General features: G+C 60.8%; 17 protein-coding genes. 3 read left to right on the top strand and 14 right to left on the bottom strand.

Annotated elements, in window-relative coordinates; translation table 11 throughout:
* Nucleotides 1-191 precede the first annotated feature (191 nt).
* From RAN89_RS17110 to RAN89_RS17090, 5 genes are all read right to left on the bottom strand, one after another.
* Nucleotides 192-1,673 (bottom strand): nucleobase:cation symporter-2 family protein, encoded by a 1,482-nt coding sequence (locus RAN89_RS17110; RefSeq protein WP_313867425.1) that lies wholly within the window; start codon nt 1,671-1,673, stop codon nt 192-194.
* A 137-nt stretch (nt 1,674-1,810) separates the two neighbouring features.
* A complete protein-coding gene (locus RAN89_RS17105; protein WP_313867424.1) occupies nt 1,811-3,070 on the bottom strand; it encodes a M20 family metallopeptidase in 1,260 nt (419 codons plus the stop codon).
* A gap of 14 nt (nt 3,071-3,084) precedes the next feature.
* The gene (gene uraD, locus RAN89_RS17100) at nt 3,085-4,893 is read right to left on the bottom strand and encodes a 2-oxo-4-hydroxy-4-carboxy-5-ureidoimidazoline decarboxylase (protein ID WP_313867423.1); all 1,809 of its coding nucleotides are present in this window, start codon (nt 4,891-4,893) and stop codon (nt 3,085-3,087) included.
* Nucleotides 4,894-4,896: 3 nt separating this feature from the next.
* Complete coding sequence (puuE, locus tag RAN89_RS17095; RefSeq protein ID WP_313867422.1) at nt 4,897-5,850, bottom strand: allantoinase PuuE; 954 nt, start codon at nt 5,848-5,850, stop codon at nt 4,897-4,899.
* Nucleotides 5,847-6,488, bottom strand: coding sequence for a GntR family transcriptional regulator (locus RAN89_RS17090; protein ID WP_313867421.1), 642 nt, complete (start codon nt 6,486-6,488; stop codon nt 5,847-5,849). The genes puuE and RAN89_RS17090 overlap by 4 nt, the downstream gene beginning before the upstream one ends.
* A gap of 67 nt (nt 6,489-6,555) precedes the next feature.
* On the opposite strand from RAN89_RS17090, the gene uraH reads away from it, so the two are divergent.
* Complete coding sequence (gene uraH, locus RAN89_RS17085) at nt 6,556-6,909, top strand: hydroxyisourate hydrolase (RefSeq protein ID WP_313867420.1); 354 nt, start codon at nt 6,556-6,558, stop codon at nt 6,907-6,909.
* 4 nt (nt 6,910-6,913) lie between these two features.
* On the opposite strand, the gene RAN89_RS17080 is transcribed toward uraH, so the two are convergent.
* Entirely contained in the window at nt 6,914-7,453 is a 540-nt protein-coding gene (locus RAN89_RS17080; protein WP_313867419.1) for a hypothetical protein, read from the bottom strand.
* Nucleotides 7,454-7,542: 89 nt separating this feature from the next.
* On the opposite strand from RAN89_RS17080, the gene xdhC reads away from it, so the two are divergent.
* Both xdhC and RAN89_RS17070 read left to right on the top strand, forming a co-directional pair.
* Nucleotides 7,543-8,394 carry a xanthine dehydrogenase accessory protein XdhC gene (gene xdhC / locus RAN89_RS17075; protein ID WP_313867418.1) on the top strand — a complete coding sequence of 284 codons (852 nt, stop codon included), beginning with the start codon at nt 7,543-7,545 and terminating at the stop codon, nt 8,392-8,394.
* Nucleotides 8,395-8,418: 24 nt separating this feature from the next.
* The gene (locus RAN89_RS17070; RefSeq protein ID WP_313867417.1) at nt 8,419-9,648 is read left to right on the top strand and encodes a urate hydroxylase PuuD; all 1,230 of its coding nucleotides are present in this window, start codon (nt 8,419-8,421) and stop codon (nt 9,646-9,648) included.
* A 49-nt stretch (nt 9,649-9,697) separates the two neighbouring features.
* Here RAN89_RS17070 and RAN89_RS17065 read toward each other — a convergent pair whose 3' ends face one another.
* The 8 genes from RAN89_RS17065 to RAN89_RS17030 all read right to left on the bottom strand — a co-directional run bounded on the left by RAN89_RS17065 (nt 9,698) and on the right by RAN89_RS17030 (nt 17,534).
* Nucleotides 9,698-10,324: a LysE family translocator gene (locus tag RAN89_RS17065; RefSeq protein ID WP_313867416.1), complete on the bottom strand. Its 627-nt coding sequence runs from the start codon at nt 10,322-10,324 to the stop codon at nt 9,698-9,700.
* Nucleotides 10,325-10,386: 62 nt separating this feature from the next.
* On the bottom strand, nt 10,387-11,361 hold the full coding sequence (locus tag RAN89_RS17060) for a TRAP transporter substrate-binding protein (RefSeq protein ID WP_428984508.1): 975 nt from the start codon (nt 11,359-11,361) through the stop codon (nt 10,387-10,389).
* 7 nt (nt 11,362-11,368) lie between these two features.
* Nucleotides 11,369-12,256, bottom strand: a complete 888-nt coding sequence (locus RAN89_RS17055) for a 2-hydroxy-3-oxopropionate reductase (RefSeq protein WP_313867414.1) — start codon at nt 12,254-12,256, stop codon at nt 11,369-11,371.
* A gap of 127 nt (nt 12,257-12,383) precedes the next feature.
* Nucleotides 12,384-13,166 carry a 2-dehydro-3-deoxyglucarate aldolase gene (gene garL / locus RAN89_RS17050; RefSeq protein WP_313867413.1) on the bottom strand — a complete coding sequence of 261 codons (783 nt, stop codon included), beginning with the start codon at nt 13,164-13,166 and terminating at the stop codon, nt 12,384-12,386.
* A 24-nt stretch (nt 13,167-13,190) separates the two neighbouring features.
* Entirely contained in the window at nt 13,191-14,756 is a 1,566-nt protein-coding gene (gene garD, locus RAN89_RS17045; RefSeq protein WP_313867412.1) for a galactarate dehydratase, read from the bottom strand.
* A gap of 7 nt (nt 14,757-14,763) precedes the next feature.
* A complete protein-coding gene (locus tag RAN89_RS17040) occupies nt 14,764-15,738 on the bottom strand; it encodes a Bug family tripartite tricarboxylate transporter substrate binding protein (RefSeq protein ID WP_313867411.1) in 975 nt (324 codons plus the stop codon).
* 21 nt (nt 15,739-15,759) lie between these two features.
* Nucleotides 15,760-17,055: a TRAP transporter large permease gene (locus RAN89_RS17035; protein WP_313867410.1), complete on the bottom strand. Its 1,296-nt coding sequence runs from the start codon at nt 17,053-17,055 to the stop codon at nt 15,760-15,762.
* Entirely contained in the window at nt 17,046-17,534 is a 489-nt protein-coding gene (locus RAN89_RS17030) for a TRAP transporter small permease (RefSeq protein WP_313867409.1), read from the bottom strand. The genes RAN89_RS17035 and RAN89_RS17030 overlap by 10 nt, the downstream gene beginning before the upstream one ends.
* Nucleotides 17,535-17,537: the final 3 nt, after the last annotated feature.

The raw sequence follows: 17,537 nt of genomic DNA, 5'->3' as shown, positions 1-17,537 counted from the left end.
ATGAACCGGTTCAAGCAAGAAAGATGCCCAAATTTGGGGCGTGTATACAAAGTTGCTGACTTCATTCTCTTGCGCTCCATGGGCACGCGGGGCAGTAAATACCCTTTAACGCCGAGCGGAATGCTCGTTGCAGGGGTGTTGACAGGAAAAGGGCCCTTGAGGGCCCTGTGTTTGTTTTGCAGCGGGTTGCTTCAATGGGAATCGGCTTGCTTGGCCGCATGGATCGCCGCAGCGTCATCCTGCCGGGTGCCATTGAAGTAGACGTTCAGGAGTACCGCACTGACCGAGGCCAGCAGGATTCCGGACTCGATCAGGGGGTGGATGTTGTGCGGCATCCATTGCAGGAATTTCGGCGCAATCAGGGGGATCATTCCGAAACCGATCGAGATGGCCACGATAAACAAGTTGTTGCGGTTTTTTTGATAGTCCACAGACGCCAGGATGCGAATGCCTGTGGCCGCGACCATGCCGAACATCACCAGACCTGCGCCACCCAGTACAAAGGTGGGCAAGGACTCTACAAGGGCCGCCATTTTGGGCACCAGGCCCAGCAGAATCAAAATTACCCCGCCAGCCACACAGACAAAGCGGCTCTTCACGCCAGTGACGCCCACCAAGCCTACGTTTTGCGAGAAGCTGGTGTAGGGGAAGGTATTGAAAATGCCACCGATCAGGGTGCCCAAACCATCGGTGCGAAGACCGGCTTTCAACATCTTTTGATCGACTTTTTTGGATGTCATGTCCCCCAAGGCGAGGAACATGCCGGTGGACTCGATCATCACCACAATCATCACCAGTGTCATGGTCAATATCAGGATCGGGTCGAACACCGGTGTTGCAATTTCAAAGGGCAGCACCAGATCAAACCAGCCGGCCTTGGCCACGCGGCCAAAGTCCATCAGGCCGGCGGCAGTGGCGACCACTCCCCCCACGATGATGCCGAGCAACACGGAGATGTTGGCCACAAACCCTTTGGCATATTTGGCAATCAACAGAATGGAAACCAGCACGATGGCGGCAATGCCGATGTGCGGGAGCTGCGCATACTGGGGGTTGGGCACCGTCCCCACCAGATTGAGGCCGGCAGGTACCGGAGGGATGGCGCCGGCACCGGCAGCTTGTTTTGCTGCATCCAGCCACGCCAGATGTTCCGGGTTCGGAATGCTGGGAGCGGTGGGGCCGAAAGGGTTGCCGAAAATCCAGTTGATGCCTACACGCATCAGGCTGATGCCGATCACGGCAATGATGGTGCCCGTGACCACCGGCGGGAAAAAGCGCAGCATGCGGCTGATCACCGGCGCAATCAGGATGGACACCATCCCGGCGCCAATGATGGCTCCAAATATCAAACCAGCACCTTGGGGGCCGGGGTTGCTATTGGCCATGGCGACCATGGGAGCCACGGATGCGAACGTAACGCCCATCATCACCGGCAGCTTGATACCGAACCACTGCGTAGCCCCCAGTGATTGGATCAAAGTCACGATGCCGCAGCAAAACAGGTCGGCAGATATCAGCATGGCCACTTGCTCGGGGCTGAGCTTGAGCGCGCGACCCACGATCAGGGGCACCGCGACGGCACCCGCGTACATCACCAGTACATGTTGAAGGCCCAAGGCCGAAAGTTTGCCTGCGGGCAGGACTTCATCCACCGGGTGGACGATCTGTGACATAGCGCATTCTCCAGATGAGGGCGTCTCAGCCTTGAGGCTTAGACTGGTCTACGGGTTTAAAAACTGTATACAAATTTTGTATACAAAATTTTCAAGCCCTCAGCGGGGAAACCCTCGTCCCGGGAAAACAACGCGTCTCAGTGGGCCTGCAACAAGTCCAACAGTGTTCGCGCTACCACCTTGGTGGCTTTGCGCAGGTCGTCCAGGCTCACGCGCTCATCCGCCCGCTTGGCGTGCGATTCCAGCACGGTGCGGGGACCTGCGCCGTAGATGACGCCGGGAATGCCGCGCTCAGAGAACAGACGCATATCGGTATAGAGCGGGGTGCCCATGGCGGGGATGGGTTCGCCAAACAAGGTTTCGCCATGTTTTTGCAGCGCATCCACCAATGGCTTGTTGCCCGCCAGCGGGCGCATGGAATTGGCCAGCAGCAGGCGTTTGATGTCTACCGAGATGCCGGGCACCTGGGATGCGGCATCTGCAATCACTTTGCGGATAGAGGCTTCTACCTCCATGGGGTTCTCCTCGGGGATCATGCGGCGGTCCAGCTTGAAGACCACTTTGCCGGGAACCACATTGGTGTTGGTACCGCCTTCGATGCGGCCCACGTTCAGGTAGGGGTGATTGATACCGTCCACCTCGGAGGTGACTTGCTTGTACAGCGTGTTCTGGGCGTACAGCGCGTTCAGGATGTGCACCGCGCCTTGCAGGGCGTCCACACCACTTTCGGGAATGGCGGCGTGCGCCATCTTGCCGTGCACGGTCACCTCCATTTGCAGACAGCCGTTGTGTGCGGTGATGACCTGGTAAGAAAAGCCCGCCGCCAGCAGCAGGTCGGGTTTGGTGAGGCCCTTTTCCAACAACCAGCCGGGGCCGAGTTCGCCACCGAATTCTTCGTCGTAGGTAAACAGCAGTTCCACACCGCCCTCCAGCGGCAGTCCCAGCGATTCGAGGGCGCGCACCGCAAAGGTGTAGCTGGAAAAGTCGCTCTTGCTCACCGCAGTGGCGCGGCCGTACATGTTGCCGTCGGCAATCTCACCGCCGTAGGGGTCATGCGTCCAGCCTTCGCCGGGGGGCACCACGTCGCCGTGGGCATTCAGGCCGATGGTGATGCCGCAGCGGCCCGCGCCGTCTGCGGCGCTTTGCCCGTACTGGCGACGCACCACCAGATTAGTGACGCTTTGCATGCCGGCGGCCTGCACTTCGCTGGCGGGCACGCTGTGTTTTTCGGCCTGCAGGCCCATGGCGGCCAGCAGCTCGGCGGTGCGGTCTGCGTGCGGGGCGTTGTTGCCGGGCGGGGTGTCGGTGGGCACGCGCACCAGTTCTTGCAGAAAGCGCACTTGCTCGTCAAAGTGCGCGTCAATCCAGGCGTCGAGTTGTTCGTAAGGGGTGGTCATGGCGGGGCAAACATTCAGGCCGCGTGGGCCAGTTGGTGCAGCAGATGGCGGAAAGCATCGACGGCGAGTTGCATGTCGTCGCTGGTGGTGGATTCCAGCGGGTTGTGGCTGATGCCGGAGTTCAGGCCGCGCACAAACAGCATGGCTTGCGGCAGGATGGTATGCAGCTTCATGGCGTCGTGCCCGGCGCCGCTGGGCATGCGGTGCAGGGGTACGCCCAGGGCGGTGACTGCGGCTTCCCAACGCTGCTGCCATGCGGACGCGCTGGGCGCCGCGCTGGCTTGCATGGTGCGGGTGAGGCTGTGGTGCAGACCACGCCGCTCGCAGATCAGGCGCAGGCCGGTGAGTATTTTGGCCTCCAGTGCATCGCGCTGCGCATCCGACGGAGCGCGCAAATCCAGCGAGAAGGTGCAACGCCCGGGCACCACATTGATGGAGCCATTGGGCACTTGCAGCTGACCCACGGTGCCTACCGAGTCACCATCTTGAGCGGCGCAGTGTTCGACCAGCAAGATCAGCTCGGCCACCGCAGCAGCGGCGTCGCGCCGCTGGCCCATGGGCGTGGTGCCTGCGTGGCTGGCCATGCCGGTGATCTCGCCTACATAGCGCACGCTGGCGTTGATGGAGGTGACCACGCCCAGTGGAATGTCCAGCGCGTTGAGCACCGGGCCTTGTTCGATATGGACCTCCACAAAGCCTTGGTAATCGGCAGGGTTGCGGCGGATGGCGCCAATCGCATTCACGTCCAACCCCGCTTTCGCCATGGCGTCGCGCATGCTGATGCCGTCGGCATCTGTCTGGTCCAGCCAAGCGGGGTCAAAGTCGCCGGTGAGTGCGCCCGAGCCCAGAAAGGTGGCTTTGTAGCGCTGGCCTTCCTCTTCGGCAAAGGCCACCACTTCCAGCGCGTAGGGCAAGCGCTTGCCTTCCGCTTTGAGCGCTTGCACGCAGGCCAGGGGCACGTAAATGCCCAAGCGGCCGTCGTACTTGCCACCGTTGCGCACGGTGTCATAGTGACTGCCGGTGAGTAGGGTTTTGGATGAAATAGGGCTCTGGCGCTCGTCGGATGTGCGCGGGTAGCTATCACTTTCATAGCGCCCCACCACATTGCCCACCGCATCGATGGTGGCGCTGTCGCAGCCGGCAGCCAGCATATCGGCTTGGATCTGGCGGGCGCAGGCCAAGTGCGCATCCGTGAGGTAGGTCACGGTAAGTTGGCCGGTCCCCACATAGCCTGCGTCAGTGTGTTGGGCCAGCGCCTCTTGCCAGTCCCACACCTGATGGCCTTGGGTCGGGGTGTAGCCAAACTTGTCGTTCAGCCGGATTTCGGCAATGCGGTGCACATTGCGCAGGCACTCGGCCAGTTCAAAGTCCGGGTGACCTTGCACGCGGCGCTCCAGCGTGGCGATGATCTCCGCTTTGGACAGGCCCGTGCCGCGCGGGCCGCGTACTGCAAGGATGAAGGGGAAACCGAAGCGCGCGTTGTACTCCGCATTCAGGCGCTGAATCTTGTCAAACTCGGCGGGCGTGCAGTGCGTCAGGCCGGCCTTGCTTTGCTCGTTGCTGCTCTCGGCGGTGAGGCTGTTGTCCACCATGGCCTTGCCGGCCAGCTCGGGGTGGGCCCGCAAGAGCGCGAGCTGGGGCTCGCGCCCTGCCGCGGCCACCACTTGCACCATGCGGTATTTGAAGGCTGCGAGTGACACAAAGGGCCGCTGCTGCAAAGCCGTTTCCACAATCCACGGAGAGTGCTCGTACAAGCCGTCCAGCCGCTCTGCAGCTTCTGCCAATGGCAGGGTGTTGAGTTGTTCCAGAGTCAGTGTGCTCATCACTCAGCCTTGATAGGGATGCGTGGCTTTCCAGTGCCGCGCAATGTCGATGCGTCGTGCCACCCACACGTTTTTGTGCTGAGTGATGTGGTCCAGAAAGCGCTGCAATGCGGTGATGCGGCCCGGGCGGCCCAGCAGGCGGCAGTGCATGCCGATGCTCATCATCTTCGGGGCGTTCAGGCCATCTGGGTCGCCTTCGGCGTAGAGCGCGTCGAAGGTGTCTTTCATGTACTGGAAGAAAGGGTCTGCGTGCGAGTAGCCCTGGGGCAGGGCGAAGCGCATGTCATTGCAGTCCAGGGTATAGGGCACGATGAGTTGGGGCACCACGCTGCCGTCGGTTTTTTGCACCTTCATCCAGAAGGGCAGGTCGTCGCCGTAGTAATCACTGTCGTATTCAAAGCCGCCGTAGTCGGCCACCAGGCGTCGGGTGCGCGGGCTGTCGCGGCCGGTGTACCAGCCCAACGGTCTTTCACCGGTGAGCTTTTCGATGGCGGCCATGCCCAGCTGCATGTGTTCGCGCTCCTGCGCTTCGTCCATGTTCTGGTAGTGGATCCAGCGATGGCCGTGGCAGGCAATCTCGTGGCCCAGCTCCACCAGGCGTCGGGTCAGCTCCGGGTAGCGCTCCAGTGCCATACCGACACCGAACACCGTCAGCGGCAAGCCACGTTTTTCGAACTCGCGCAGGATGCGCCATACACCCGCACGTGAGCCGTATTCGTAAATGCCCTCCATGCTGATGTGGCGGTCAGGGTAGCTGGCCGGGTTGAACATTTCTGAGAGGAATTGTTCAGAGCCCGCATCACCGTGCAGCACGCTGTTCTCGCCACCTTCTTCGTAGTTGAGGACGAACTGCACAGCCACGCGGGCTTGTCCGGGCCACTGCGCGTGGGGCACGTGTTCGCCATACCCCATGAGATCGCGGGGGTAGGCTTGGGTGGTGTCGTAGGTGTGATTCATGTCGATTCGTCGGGGGGCAAAGTCAGGCCGGCTTCTACGTGTTGAAGGTGCTCGTCCATCAAACGCAGGGCCAAAGTTTCATTGCGGGCTTCCAGAGCATCCACCAGAGCAGCATGCTCCTCGTGCGAATGGGCCGCCGAGGCGCTCGATTGGTACATCAGGGTGATCAGGGAGCATCGTGAGAGCAAATCCATCAGCATCAATGCCAGCACTTCATTGCCCAGCAACTGGGCCATGCGCACATGGAAGTCGCCCAGCAACTCGGTTCGGTTGCTGATGGTGCCTCCATGGACGGCGTTTTGTTCTTCGGCAATGTGCTGGCGCAGGGCATCAATGTGTTCGGGGTTGGCGGCTGCGATGAATGCACGGACCATGCCGGCCTCCAGCATGCGGCGTACCGCAAACACCTGTCTCGCCTCGGCCACTGAGGGGGCTGCCACAAAAGCCCCGCGTGCAGGCTCCATGCGGATCAGGCGGTTGCGCGAGAGCTGGAACAAAGCCTGCCTGATCAGCGTGCGAGATACGCCAAACTGGTCCGCAAGCTTTTGCTCGGCCAGTTTGGCGCCGGGGGTGAGCTGGTGGTCCACGATGGCGGCGGTGATGGCCTCCACGATGAAACCGGTCGTTGTGGTTTCCATCAGGTCATGATACCGAGATTGCGTAAAAGTGTATACACTTTGCATTTTCAATCGACAAGGATGCGCCATGGGCTTGAGCACGCACGTACTGGACACCATGCACGGCACCCCAGCAGCGGGCATGTCGGTGTCGCTTTACACCACGCAGGGCGAGGCAGCAACGCTGGTGAAAAGCTTTGTGCTGAATGCCGACGGCCGCAACCCGGACGGCCCGCTGTATGACAACGCAAGCCTGGAAAAAGGCACCTACAGGCTGGTGTTTGATGTGGCCGGCTATTTCAAAGCCCGCGGCGTGACCCTGCCGGAGCCGACCTTTTTGAACCGCGTGGCGCTGGATTTCGGTGTGGCCCACACCGACCAGCATTACCACGTGCCTTTGCTGGTCAGCCCGTGGAGCTACTCCACCTACCGCGGTTCTTGACAGGCTACATCTGGCCTTCGGTCAAGGTATCCAATTGAAAACGTCCGCTCTTGTGCCAGAGCCAGGTGTCCGTGTAGGTGACACGGCCCATGCGCACCGGCGCGGGGTAGGGGGCAGCCGCGCGCACCGAGCGTTCGATGTCGGCCATGACTTCCGGGGCGTGGCTGGGCGCACGCATCCAGCGTATGTCGGTCACCTGGCCCATGCGGTCAATATCCACCTGCAAGACACCGACTGCGTAGAGCAGTGGGGGCATTTTCCCGCTGTAGATGCGGTTGGAGTTTTTGGCATACAGGTGGTTGGCCGCGTCACGGCGGTAGTCCCTCGGGGTAGCTGCCTGGGACAGGAGCGCGGGCTGTGGCTCGGGCTTGGCGGCTACCGGGGGCGGAGCCACGGGGGGCGCCACGACCACGGGCGCCGGAGCGGGTTGCGGCGCAGGTTTGTTGACGCTGCAGGCGCTGATGGCGGCCAGCAGCGCCAAGCTGAAAGGCAGGCGGGTGTTGCTCCAACGGGTGGCAACGGATGCGGTGGCAGGGATGGCCATGGCGTGTCTCCTTGTTTTTTCGCGCCGGTGTACTGTGCCGCAAATTATGCGGTTCCTGTCGGGCTCCGGTACAGAAAAGGTATCCGTTTGTGAGCAGCCTTCGAGATCTCTTGAATGCCCTGGAACAGGGGCCTGCGGTGCTGGTCACCGTGTTGGCAACCCGCGGCTCTGTGCCCCGGGATGCCGGTGCCTGGCTTGCGGTGTCAGCGGACGGCTTCGTGGGAACCATAGGGGGCGGTCGTCTGGAGCTGGACGCCCTGGCGCTGGCCGGAGAGATGCTTGCCTCTCATCAAGCGGGTCGGGATACCCCCGCAACGGAGCGGCGTTTTGCCTTGGGCCCCAGTCTGGGGCAGTGCTGCGGTGGTGAGGTGCATCTGCGCTTTGAGCTGGTGCAGGTGGGCGATGCGCCTGCTTTGCAGATGCGCTTGGCCCCCCGGCACTGGCCCTTGGGCTTGTTCGGGGGTGGACATGTGGGTCAGGCCTTGGTGCAGGTCATGGAACGTCTGCCTTTTGACGTGACGTGGGTGGACAGCCGGGACGGCGTATTTCCAGAGTCTTTACCTGCGAATGTGCGCTGTGAGCACTCCGATCCGGTGCAAGCAGCGGTCGCTGATTTGCCGCGGGGCGCCCGTGTACTGATCATGAGTTTCAGCCATGCGGAAGACCTGGACATCGTGGCGGCCTGTTTGACCCGCCAACGGACCCGGGGGGATCTGCCCTACGTAGGGCTGATCGGCAGCCATACCAAATGGGCAACTTTCAGCCGTCGCTTGGCCGAGCGTGGCTTTACTGCAGGTGAGCTGGCGCATGTCACCTGCCCTATCGGTGTGCCGGTGGTCAAGGACAAACGGCCTGAAATCATTGCGGTCGCGGTGGCGGCCCAACTCTTGCAAGTAACGGACGACACGGTGCCCATCCCGGCCCCTGGCGCTGCCGGTTGATTGGACTATTGAGGAGAACTCCGGATGGAAAGCTATGTACTGGACTGGGCGAACCTATTGCTGCGTTGGGTGCACGTCATCACCGCCATTGCGTGGATCGGATCGTCGTTTTACTTTGTGTTTCTCGACAGCAGCCTGACCCCGCCGGAAGATGAAGACCTGAAAAAGCAGGGCGTCAGCGGCGAGTTGTGGGCAGTGCACGGAGGCGGTTTCTACCACCCCGTTAAATTTGCCGGCGCGCCCCCCAAACTGCCGGGGAATTTGCACTGGTTTTACTGGGAGAGTTACAGCACTTGGCTTACCGGCTTTTCGCTGTTCACCATCTCCTACCTGTGGAGCGCGGGCACTTACCTGATCGACAAGTCGGTCATGGCGTGGCACCCGCATGCAGCCATTGCGGTAGCCCTGTCATTCCTCGTCGTGTTCTGGCTGGCCTATGACGCGATCTGCAGGATCTTTGGCCAGCGCAAGAACGGCGATGCCATCGTTGGCGTTTTGGTGGCGATCTTGGTGTGCGTGGCCTCTTTTCTGGCCTGCCACTGGTTCGCTGGCCGGGCGGCCTTCCTGCTGGTAGGCGCCATGATGGCCACTGCCATGAGTGCCAACGTGTTCTTCTGGATCATCCCTGGCCAGCGCAAGATGATTGCGAGCATGAAAGCAGGTGAGCCGGTGGACCCCATCCACGGCAAGCGCGGCAAGCAGCGTAGCGTGCACAACACCTATTTCACCTTGCCGGTGTTGTTTGCCATGTTGAGCAACCATTACAGCTTTACCTACAGTCACCCGCACAACTGGCTGGTGCTGATCGTGATGATGGCTGCGGGCGCCGCCATTCGCCAGTTTTTTGTGCTGCGGCATGGCTACAAGCTCGGTCGCAATGCCCACCCCTGGCCCTACGCGGCAGTGGGCGTGCTGGCCATCATCGGCATGCTGGTGTGGTTGAAACCTGCGCCGCAAACTTCTGCTATGAATTCAGGAGCTGCTCCCGCACAATCCACGGGCGCCAGCAGCACAATCGGCTATCAAGAGATAAAGCCCGTGCTGGAGCAGCGTTGCTACATGTGCCACGGCGCTGCCGTGCAAATGAAGAACGTGCGGCTGGACAGCCCCGAGGCTGTGGCCAGCCACGCCCAAGCGATCTACCAGCAAGTGGTGGTGAGCAAAATCATGCCCATGAACAACGCCACCAACATCACCGACACGGAGCGCGACGTGATCAAGCGCTGGTTTGAGGCAGGCGCAAAGACCGAGTAATGGGGTTGTCCGGATCTGCTGGGGGTGGAATGTTCTGCCCCCTGCTTATTTAGCGTTGCGCCGTCGCCAGACGCAGCGCCAGGCCCACAAACACGACGCTGGCGACCCGGTTCAGCACGCGTTGGGCGGTATGCGATTGTTTGAAGACCTGTCCGAATCCGGCTGCAAACCAGGCCACCGCGCTGAAAGTTAAAAGCGCCGCGAGCATGAACACGGCGCCCAGTTGCACGATTTGCAGTGCCATGGAGCCTTGGGTCGGATCTGCAAATTGCGGCAAAAAGGCCAAAAAGAAAATGGCCACTTTGGGGTTGGTAATGTTCATTATGACACCGCGCAGGTAAGTCTGCAGGGGTGACATCTCGCTTTCAGTTGCTGTGTCTGCAATGCCCACTGGCGCATGCCACGCACCCCAGGCGAGGTACAGCAGATAGCCCGCACCCAACAACTTCAGAGCCGTGAACGCGGTTGCCGATGCTGCGAACACGGCCGCCAGACCCAGTGCCACGGCTGCGGTGTGAAACAGCAGACCACTGCACAAACCCAGCACCACCAGCAAGCCGGCCTTGCGCCCATGCACCGCTGAATGCAGCAATACGAACACGTTGTCGGGTCCGGGCGAAAGGGCGAGCAGCACAGAGGCTGCGAAAAAGGTCAGTGCGGTGTCAAAGTGGAGCATGGCGTGGTGCCGCAAGTACGGCGGACAAGTGAACTGCCTGTCATCCTAACGCCCCGCTGCTCTCAATTGCTGATGATGCTCAGCAGCTCTTCGCGAGTGCTCGGATCGTTCATGTACTTGCCGTACAGGGGGGACATGCGACGAACCATGGGCGCCGGATCCTTGAGCCGCACAAATTGCACGCCCTGTTTGGAGGCCGTCTCAATCGCAGAGGCCACGCGCTTGTTCCACAGTTCGCGCATGAGTGCAGCTGATTCCGCTCCGGCCTTGCTGAAGGCCGTTTTGTCGGCAGCACTCAGGCTGGCCCACAGCTTGGTGGACACCACCAAGGCTTCGGGCGAGATGACGTGGTTGGTCACGTAGACCGACTTGGCCACCTTGTAGTGCCCGGTCGATTCGAAGGAGGGCATGTTGTTCTCAGCGCAGTCCACGTCGCCTTTTTCGAGCGCCCCCATCACTTCTTTGAAGGGTAGCGCTACGGGTGTTGCGTCCAGCAGCTTCACCATCTCCAGATACACCTCGGATTGCTGCACCCGGATCCGTGCACCGGCGAGGTCCTTGAAACTGTTGAGCGGGCGGTTCACACAGTAGAACGAGCGGCCTCCGCCGTCGTACCAGCCCAGCACCACAAAACCGGCTGCCTGCAGTTTGGCGGCGAAGCGTTCACCCAGCTTGCCGTCCAGATGTTTGAACATGTGGGCGGAATCGGTAAACAAAAAAGGCAGGTTCAGCGCCTTGAGACCCGGTGCGGCATCCGACAAGGGGCCGGAACTGAATTCGGCCAGGTCAATTTCGCCGGACTTGAGCATTTGCACCGCCTTGGGCTGGTCGCCCAAGGTGGCGTTGGAAAAAATCTCAACCTGATACCGTCCCTGGGTGCCTTGCGCCACCAAGCTGGCAAAACGTTTCATGGCCTCGGTGACCGGGTAGCCGTCAGGGTGAATATTCCACGCACGCAATTTGGTTTGCGCATGGCCGGTGGCCCCCACCAGCAACAGGCAGGCGATCGCAAAGCATCGCCATGGCGTGCGCGGCATCATCGCGTCAGCCTTTGGCGACTTCGTGGGCACCCATGATCTCCAGGGCGCGCACCAAGGCGGAATGGTCGAGGCCGGCCATGTCGTTGGCGGCACAAACTTGCATCAGCTGTGCAGCGCCGGCGGTTTGGGGCAACGCCAAGCCCATGGCTTTGGCGCCACTGAGGGCCAGGTTCAGGTCCTTCTGGTGCAGGCTGATACGGAAGCCGGGGTTGAAGGTGCGCTTGACCATGCGCTCGCCATGCACTTCCAGAATGCGCGAAGCGGCAAAACCACCCATCAGTGCCTGGCGCACTTTGGCGGGGTCCGCACCGGCTTTGCTCGCAAACAGCAGGGCTTCGCCCACGGCAGCGATGTTGAGCGCCACGATGATCTGGTTGGCCACCTTGGTGGTCTGGCCGTCGCCGTTGCCACCCACCAACGTGATGTTTTTGCCCATGAGTTGCAACAAAGGCAGCACGGCGTCAAACGTGGCTTGCTCACCGCCTACCATGATGGTCAGACTGGCGGCTTTGGCCCCGACCTCTCCGCCGGATACCGGTGCGTCGAGATACTGGCAACCCAGCGTATTGACTTTTTGTGCGAATACTTTGGTGTCCATCGGCGAGATGGAGCTCATGTCCACCACGGTCTTGCCCGCGCTCAAACCCTCTGCCACGCCGTTCGCGCCGAACAGCACCAGCTCCACATCGGGGGTGTCTGGCAACATCAGGAAGATGATGTCAGCCTTTTGCGCCACCTCTTTGGCGCTTGCGCAAGGTTTGCCGCCGGCTTGCACCAGGGCTTCGGGCACATCGCCCTTGGTGTTCAGGTAGACGGTGTGGCCCGCAGCCAGCAGGTGGCCTGCCATAGGGTTGCCCATGATGCCAAGGCCGATGAATCCGAGAGTAGTCATAGTGTTAAAGACAAGTAGTTAAGGAGAGTGGGCGGCAGAGTGTTCTGCGTAAGTCAAGGAGGAGCCCGAAGGGCGGGGGACATGGAGCAGAACGCTCTGCCGCCCAGGCTCGTTGTCCGGATAAAAACTAGCCGAGGTAGCGGTCCCGCAAAGCCTGCGTAGCGTTGCGGAACAACCCCAAGTCGCTGCCTACCGCTACAAAGGTCGCGCCCATTTCCATGTAGCGGCGCGCGTCAGCTTCCACCGGAGCGAGGATGCCGGTGGGCTTACCCTGGGCTTTGGCCTGGGCAAACACGCTGGCAATGGCTTCTTGCACCTCCGGATGGTTGGCGTTGCCCAGGTGCCCATAGCCAGCAGCCAGGTCAGACGGACCTACAAAAATGCAATCCACACCGGGTACGGCGGCAATCTCAGCAGTGGCCGTCACGGCTTGCCGGCTCTCAATTTGAACCGCCACACACATGTGCTGGTTGGCTTCCTGAAAGTAATTGGCCACTGTGCCGTAACGGTTGCTTCGCTGCGCGACGGACACACCCCGCATGCCCTCAGGCGGGTAGCGTGTGGCGGCCACGGCCTGGCGGGCTTCTTCGGCGGTCTCGACAAAGGGCACCAAGAAGTTATAAAAGCCGGCATCCAGCAGACGCTTGATCTCGATGGCGTTGTTGCTGGTGGGACGCACGAAGGGTGCACTCACACTGTCCTTGAGCGCCATGAGTTGAGGCACAAAAGTGATGACATCGTTGGGCGAGTGTTCGCCGTCCAGCAGGATCCAGTCAAACCCGGCCACACCCAGCACTTCGGTGCTGATGGCGCTGGCCAGGGAGGCCCAGCAGCCGATCAGGCGTTTGCCGGCCAGAAGGTCTTTCTTGAACTGGTTGGGAAAAGGGCGGTAAGGGGTGGGGTAGCTCATGGCAGGCCTTGGTGGATTCGGGGGTCAGGTAATGGGAGCCGGGTTGAACAGCACGAGGGAGTTGTGCAACTTCCAGTGCTCAGCCCAGGTTTTTTTGCGGCCGCTGGCGACCTCCAACATCAGGTGGAAGAGTTCCCAGCCCATGTCTTCAATCGTGGCTTCGCCATCGGCAATGCGGCCGGCGTTCACGTCCATCAGGTCGTGCCAGCGCCGGGCCAGATCGGTGCGGGTAGCCACCTTGATCACAGGTACTTCGGCTAGACCGTAGGGTGTGCCGCGGCCGGTAGTGAACACGTGCAGGTTCATGCCCGCAGCCAATTGCAGCGTGCCGCAGATAAAGTCGCTGGCCGGAGTGGCTGCGTAGTGCAAGCCCTTGTGCTGCAGCTTCTCGCCGGGCGACAACACACCGCTGATAGGCGCGGTGCCGGACTTGATGATGGAGCCCATGGCCTTCTCCACAATGTTGGAGAGGCCGCCAGCCTTGTTGCCGGGCGTGGTGTTGGCACTGCGGTCGGCCTGACCGCGGCCCAGATAGGCGTCGTACCAGGCCATCTCACGGGCCATGGCATCGGCGATCTCGGGGCTGGTGGCGCGCGCGGTCATCTGTTCGATGGCATCACGCACCTCGGTGGTTTCCGAGAACATGACGGTGGCGCCGGCGCGTACCAGAAGGTCGGTGCAAAAGCCTACGGCAGGGTTAGCCGTGACTCCCGAGAAAGCATCGCTGCCACCGCACTGCACACCCACTACCAGCTCGCTTGCCGGTACGGTTTCGCGGCGGCGCGCGTTCAGGCGCTCCAGGTGCGGCACCGCAGAGGCCAGCACGGAATCGATCATGCTCATGAAGCCCACATGCTTGTCGGCTTGCAGGCACACCACATCCAGTTCCTCGTTCGCCTGCAAGGGTATGGCGCCAGGTGGCAGCAGGCGCTCGGGTTGCAACTTCTCGCAGCCCAGACTCACGACCATCACTTCACCACCGAAGTTGGGGTTCTTCGAAATGTTGCGCAGGGTCCGTATGGGAATGATGGCATCCGGTGCATCGATGGCCACACCGCATCCGTAGCTGTGCTCCAGGCCAATCACATCGTCCACATTCGGGTAGCGGGGGAGCAGCTGCTCTTTGATGCGCTGCACGGCACAGTCCACCACGCCAGCCACGCATTGCACGGTGGTCGTGATGGCCAGAATATTCCGGGTGCCCACGGACCCATCCGCGTTGCGGTAACCCTCGAAGGTGAAGCCGGTGAGCGGCTCGGCATTCCATGCCGGCGCAGTCGCCTTGGGCAGGTTATTGAGTGCCCGCGCTTCGGGCATGTGGAGCAAGCGCTCATGCACCCAGGCACCGGCTGGTATGTCCTTGAGTGCGTATCCGATGGGTACGTTGTAACGCAACACGGCCGCGTCTTTGGCAATCGCGGTTAAGGCCACCTTGTGGCCCTGAGGTACGCGATCCACCAGAGTCACGCCGTCGGGCAATACGGAGCCGACTGGCAGGCCGCCGTCGTTGACCACAATGGCCACGTTGTCCGCCACGTGCATCCGAATGCTGCGCGGCAAATCCGGTGGAGATGAAGGGTTCGAACTCATGAAGGCTTCAATCGGCTTTGATGTTGCGAGCGCTGATTAGCTTCTGCCAGCGGGCATATTCGGCAGCCTGGTAGCTGGCAAATTGCTCGGGGGTGTTGAGCACCAGCTCAAAGCCCAACTCCAGCAACTTGGGGGCTACGGCTGGGTCTTTGATAGAGGCCACAATGGCATCGAACATTCGCTTCTTGATGTCAGCCGGCAGGCCTTTGGGTGCTGCCACCGCTTGCCAGGAGTTGACGTTGGCTTCCTTGACACCGCTTTCTTCCAGGGTAGGAACGTCGGGCAGCAAGGGGGAACGTTTGGCACTGGTAATTGCCAGGGCGCGCAGCTTGCCGACCTTGATCTGGGGCAGCGCGGTGTTGATGTTCATGAACGAACAATCCACCTGATTACCCAGTAAGTCGGTCATCACCGGGCCGCCGCCTTTGTAGGGGATATGCACGCCACTGGTACCGGTTTGCAGCCAGAACAATTCAGCGGTCAGGTGGTCGCTGCTGCCGTTGCCGGAAGAGGCAAAGCTCATCTTGTCCGGATTGGCCTTCAGATAGGTGATGACTTCCGGCACCGACTTGCGTGCCGAAGCCGCAGGCACCACCAGCACATTGGGCGCTTGCGCCACGATGGTGATGGGGTCCAGGTCTTTGAGGGCGTCGTAGTTCGCTTTGATCAGGTGTGGGGCAATCACGAACGGCCCGAGAGACGACACCAGAAAGGTATAGCCATCCGCCGGCGCGCGCGCGACCTGTGCTGCGCCTATGGTGCCGGTGGCGCCTGCCTTGTTGTCCACGATGAAGGTAAAGCCCGGGCCCATCTTCTCGGCCAGCTTGGTCGACAATGCCCGCGCAATCAGGTCGGTAGAGCCGCCGGGGGGGAATGGAACCACCAGAGTGATGGGTTTGGCCGGCCAGGTGTCGGCCCAGCACCAGGTTGGAGACGTGGCGGCCACTGCCAGCCCGGCTTGCAGAATTTGTCGACGTTGCATGGTGTGCTTTCGGTGGAGTGTTTAGTGACCCAACACGAAGTTGGGTAGCCACAAGGAGAAAGCCGGCACGTAGGTGACCAGCATCATGCAAGCCAACAAGGCGCCGTAGAACGGCATGATGGTACGCATGACCTGTCCGATCGAAATGCCGCCAATGGCGCAGCCGACAGCTTGTGTAGTCCCTACCGGCGGGGTGTTCAGACCCAGTGCGCAGTTCAGGAGCATTACCACACCAAATTGGGTGGGGTCCATGCCGAATTTCTGTGCAATCGGCAGGAAGATGGGCGTACAGATCAGCAGCGTGGGCGCCATGTCCAGGAAAGTGCCCAAGACAAACAAGGCCACATTGATCATCAGGAAGATCATCCATGGGTTCTGGCTGATGGTGCCCATCAGCTCACCGGTACGCTCGGGTACGTCGTACATCGCGAGGAAGTAACCGAAAGCGTTGGAGATGCCGATCAGGAACAAGACCACACCGGTCGTTTTGCTTGCTTTTGCGCAGGACTTGATGAAGTCCTTCCAGGACAACGAACGATAAGCCACCGCTGTGATCAGCAGTGCCCAAAGCACGGCAGTGGCTGCGGACTCCGTGGCGGTGAACACACCCGACAGGATGCCCACCAGAATGATGACCACGATCAACAAGCCCGGGAGGGCAGCAATGAAACTGTTGAATACTTCGCCCCAACCGGGAAAGACACCGCGTGTGGGGTAACCCCGTTTGATGGCTACACCGTAGGCGGCCAGCAAGTTCAAGGCGGTCAACAGCAGAGCAGGCACCACACAGGCGAGCATCATGTTGAGCACACTCACTGATGCAATGCCTGCAGTGGCCAGGGTGTACAAAATCAGGTTGTGACTGGTCGGCATCAGGGCTCCGACCAACGATGCGTGCGTGGTGACGTTCACCGCGTAGTCGGTGTCGTAGCCTTCTTTTTTCATCAGGGGAATCATCACCGAGCCCATGGCAGATACGTCGGCGACTGGCGAGCCGGCCACACCACCGAACAAGGTGCAACCCATCACGTTGGACATCCCCAGACCTCCACGCACATGGCCGACGAGGCTGTTGGCAAACCTCACGATGCGCTGGGCAATGCCGCCGTGCAGCATCAACTCTCCGGCAAAGATGAAAAACGGAATCGCCAGAAAGGAGAACACCTGCATGCCCCCCACCATCTTCTGGAATACGACGGCGACCGGCAATCCGGCGGTAATGATGGTGGCGACAGACGCGAGGCCGACTGCGAACCCGACGGGCACCCCGATAATTAAAAGCAAGCCGAAGCTCACGCCCAAAACAGTCAGTTCCATGACGGCACCACTTCCTTGCCCTGAACGAGGGCGATCACATGTTCAATCGAAAAAAGCACCACCAGTACGCCGGCGATGATGAGTGGCACATAGTCCATGCTGGAGGGGATCGGCAGCATGGGTTTCTGGTCGTTCCACTTTAGGACGGACCAGATGTAGCCGTAGTAGCCCATGAGTGCGCCGAAAATGCCCACCAAAACATGGATGATGATTTCCAGTTTCAAGCGCAGGCTCTCAGGGAGCAGGCTGATGATGGAGTCCATGCCGATGTGGCCGGCATCGCGTACGCCGACTGCCAAGCCCAGTGCGGTGACATAGAGAACAAGCAGCAAGGCCAAAGCCTCTGCCCAGGTAGGTGTGTCGTTGAACACATAACGCCCTATCACCTGGTATTGCACGCAGGCGATGAGCACGATGAGGCCTGCCACCGCAAGCATCAGACTGAGCTTGGATAGCGTGGCACAGAAGCGGGTGTACATGGT

Origin of the sequence: Rhodoferax mekongensis, assembly GCF_032191775.1 — a bacterium.
Lineage (GTDB): Bacteria > Pseudomonadota > Gammaproteobacteria > Burkholderiales > Burkholderiaceae_C > Allorhodoferax > Allorhodoferax mekongensis.
The sequence above is the reverse complement of the archived record's forward strand: the minus strand, read 5'-3'. Positions and strand labels throughout refer to the sequence as shown.

What these genes read in the sequence shown, in the direction of transcription:
- RAN89_RS17110 (WP_313867425.1), bottom strand. Translation starts at nt 1,673, where the DNA reads ATGTCACAGATCGTCCACCCGGTGGATGAAGTCCTGCCCGCAGGCAAA.
- RAN89_RS17105 (WP_313867424.1), bottom strand. Translation starts at nt 3,070, where the DNA reads ATGACCACCCCTTACGAACAACTCGACGCCTGGATTGACGCGCACTTT.
- uraD (WP_313867423.1), bottom strand. Translation starts at nt 4,893, where the DNA reads ATGAGCACACTGACTCTGGAACAACTCAACACCCTGCCATTGGCAGAA.
- puuE (WP_313867422.1), bottom strand. Translation starts at nt 5,850, where the DNA reads ATGAATCACACCTACGACACCACCCAAGCCTACCCCCGCGATCTCATG.
- RAN89_RS17090 (WP_313867421.1), bottom strand. Translation starts at nt 6,488, where the DNA reads ATGGAAACCACAACGACCGGTTTCATCGTGGAGGCCATCACCGCCGCC.
- uraH (WP_313867420.1), top strand. Translation starts at nt 6,556, where the DNA reads ATGGGCTTGAGCACGCACGTACTGGACACCATGCACGGCACCCCAGCA.
- RAN89_RS17080 (WP_313867419.1), bottom strand. Translation starts at nt 7,453, where the DNA reads ATGGCCATCCCTGCCACCGCATCCGTTGCCACCCGTTGGAGCAACACC.
- RAN89_RS17070 (WP_313867417.1), top strand. Translation starts at nt 8,419, where the DNA reads ATGGAAAGCTATGTACTGGACTGGGCGAACCTATTGCTGCGTTGGGTG.
- RAN89_RS17065 (WP_313867416.1), bottom strand. Translation starts at nt 10,324, where the DNA reads ATGCTCCACTTTGACACCGCACTGACCTTTTTCGCAGCCTCTGTGCTG.
- RAN89_RS17060 (WP_428984508.1), bottom strand. Translation starts at nt 11,361, where the DNA reads ATGCCGCGCACGCCATGGCGATGCTTTGCGATCGCCTGCCTGTTGCTG.
- RAN89_RS17055 (WP_313867414.1), bottom strand. Translation starts at nt 12,256, where the DNA reads ATGACTACTCTCGGATTCATCGGCCTTGGCATCATGGGCAACCCTATG.
- garL (WP_313867413.1), bottom strand. Translation starts at nt 13,166, where the DNA reads ATGAGCTACCCCACCCCTTACCGCCCTTTTCCCAACCAGTTCAAGAAA.
- garD (WP_313867412.1), bottom strand. Translation starts at nt 14,756, where the DNA reads ATGAGTTCGAACCCTTCATCTCCACCGGATTTGCCGCGCAGCATTCGG.
- RAN89_RS17040 (WP_313867411.1), bottom strand. Translation starts at nt 15,738, where the DNA reads ATGCAACGTCGACAAATTCTGCAAGCCGGGCTGGCAGTGGCCGCCACG.
- RAN89_RS17035 (WP_313867410.1), bottom strand. Translation starts at nt 17,055, where the DNA reads ATGGAACTGACTGTTTTGGGCGTGAGCTTCGGCTTGCTTTTAATTATC.
- RAN89_RS17030 (WP_313867409.1), bottom strand. Translation starts at nt 17,534, where the DNA reads ATGTACACCCGCTTCTGTGCCACGCTATCCAAGCTCAGTCTGATGCTT.